Below are 2,487 nucleotides of genomic sequence, written 5' to 3'. Positions count from 1 at the left end.
GCTTGCAAAGATGGACTCGTTCCTGTTGAAATTAGCGCCAATATAGCCAAAAATCGAACGCTTTCGGAGCTGAATAGAATCTTGCAAAATAGGACTCGATGGACAGAAATCCCGCGCAAAAGATAATCTGGGGGCAAAAGGAAAAAGGAGGCAAAAGAATAATGGATGAATCATTGGTAAAAAGAATTTTGCATCTGTACGAGGTCGAAAAACTTTCGTTCAGACAGATAGCCAGGCAACTTAGCATTAATCGCGCGACGATTTCCAAGGTTGTTAATTTATCGGGAACCAAGTTAATCGTTCCCAAAAAGGATTTAATTCTTGATCCCTACCAAGGATTAATTGCTCAGTGGTACAGCGAGTATCCCTTGCTCAAGGCTGTCCAGGTTTATGAACGGTTGAAGGGTTATGGTTACACTGGCAGTTATCCAAGTTTGGTAAGGTTCACGCGGGAGCTACGAAAACGTAAACCACGTGCTTATCATGCCTTGGAATTCTTACCAGGTGAAGAAGCCCAAGTTGATTGGTTTGTGATAACAAACGTTCCCTTTGGCAAACTTTACGCTTTTATACTGGTGCTTAGTTATTCTCGTTTTGCCTGGGGTAAAGTTTATCCCAGAAATTCATTTGAATTCTTTGTGGATGGGCACATTGAGTGTTTTAAGAAAATTGGTGGCGTTCCGCATCGTTGCCGCTACGATAATCTCAAAAGTGTAGTTATTACTCGCCGGCCGGAGATTCAGTACAACCCGCAGTTTTTGGACTTGGCCAGATTTTATGGCTTTAGCCTTTATGCTTGTAATCCTCATGCTGGCAATGAAAAGGGCCGAGTAGAAAGGATTGGTCGTGATCTTCGTTCATTCATTTATGCGAATACCTCCAAAGACTTAACGGATTTCAATTGTAAGTTTTGGGGTTGGCTGGAGAAAAGAAATGATACCCAGCATCGAACAACTTCCAAAACTCCCAATGAGCTTTTAAAACGGGAAAAACTTTTGCCTCTACCCAAGTTGGAATATCAGGCCGGCAAAATTATTCCCACCCGAGTTTCTTCAACCGGGTTTGTTGAGTTTGAAACCAACAAATATTCTGTTCCCACTTCTTGTAGTGGTCACCAAGCCAGCCTGGTGGCCTATCCGGAAAAAATTGTAGTTTTGGTTAGCTCCCAACCTGTGGCTACTCACAAACGCAGCTTTTTAAAGAAACAAACCCTACAAAATCCGCTGCATAGAGAAAAGTTGCTTAACCGGACTCCCCACTTTAAACATCAACGCATACTACAACTGATGAGGAATATGGATCCGAGCCTAAATCTTTTTCTAACCCAGGCTAAAGAAAACAGTGAAGATGAAATGCTCTGTGCCTATCAGCTTTTTAAACTTCTAAAAGTTTATTCAAGAGCGATGCTAATTAGCGCTGTGCGGGAGGCTTGTTCCCTCAAGGCTTTTCAGTTGAAGACCGTATTGAGTTTACTCAATCATCCAGTTGACAAAGAAGCTGACCCGGTTTATCCCAAAGATACAAATCTTTTGAGTATCGATTATCGAAAAAGGAGGCTGGAAGATTATGATAAATTTGTCTGATTTATGGAAATATTTTAAGTTCTTGAGTCCGCTTGAAGAAATGCCCCAGGAAACCCAAAAAGCGCTTAGCCAATTTCTTGGTGAAGAACAGAAACTGCGGGAATCAAAGAGAATCAGCAATCTCTTAAAGATGAGTGGCATAAAAAGAATCAAGCTCCTGGAGGATTTTGATTGGAAATACAACCCTAAAATCCCCAGAGAAAAAATTATGGAATTCATAAATTCGGATTGGATAAAAACCGGGGCCAACCTGACGCTGATCGGGCCAGCCGGCGTAGGTAAAAGCCACCTTGTTTCGGGACTTTGCTATCAAGCTATCCAGCGAGGCTATCAAACAGTTTTTATTACCTCTCACGATTTAGTTGCCAAATTGGCCAAAGCTAAAAACGTTTATACCCTTATTGATTACTATTCCAAGGTCAAAGTCTTCTGCCTGGACGAATTAGGTTACGTTTTCCCTTCTCAGGAACATACTAACTACATTTTTCAGATAATCTCTAAACGCTCAGAAATTGCTTCAACCTTGATTACTACCAATCTTGTCCCCTCCCAGTGGGGGAAAATATTTGATTCAGCAACAGCCAGCGCAATCCTGGATCGTTTAGTCTTAAAAGGCTCCTTTATCACCTTGGAGGGAAAATCTTATCGAAACAAAAAATAAGTTCGGCCCACATACCCAAAGTGCTATGTGGCAAAAGTCTGGCGGGGCTTCAGTGTTTAACCGCTTAATTTAGCACCTTGATAATTTTTATCTTTTCGAAAATAAAAGCGAAAGGATTAGCAAAAATTCCGTCTACTGGCTAAGCCACCATGATTGTTTTTGGCCTACCCTTGATGATTGCCTACACGCCCAGCTACTTCTGGCAATGTATTTCTGAGTAAGCACGTATAACAGGACGTTGAT

At 41.6% G+C, this 2,487-nt stretch carries 2 protein-coding genes; both read left to right on the top strand.

Annotation, left to right across the window (positions count from 1 at the left end):
* The first annotated feature begins 161 nt into the window (after positions 1–161).
* The gene (gene istA, locus AC3WVG_RS11395) at positions 162–1,583 is read left to right on the top strand and encodes an IS21 family transposase (protein WP_488798239.1); all 1,422 of its coding nucleotides are present in this window, start codon (positions 162–164) and stop codon (positions 1,581–1,583) included.
* Complete coding sequence (locus tag AC3WVG_RS11390) at positions 1,567–2,244, top strand: ATP-binding protein (protein ID WP_488798238.1); 678 nt, start codon at positions 1,567–1,569, stop codon at positions 2,242–2,244. The genes istA and AC3WVG_RS11390 overlap by 17 nt, the downstream gene beginning before the upstream one ends.
* Positions 2,245–2,487: the final 243 nt, after the last annotated feature.

Source organism: Desulfovulcanus sp., from assembly GCF_982781345.1.
This window is presented reverse-complemented; position numbering and strand designations above follow the sequence as displayed.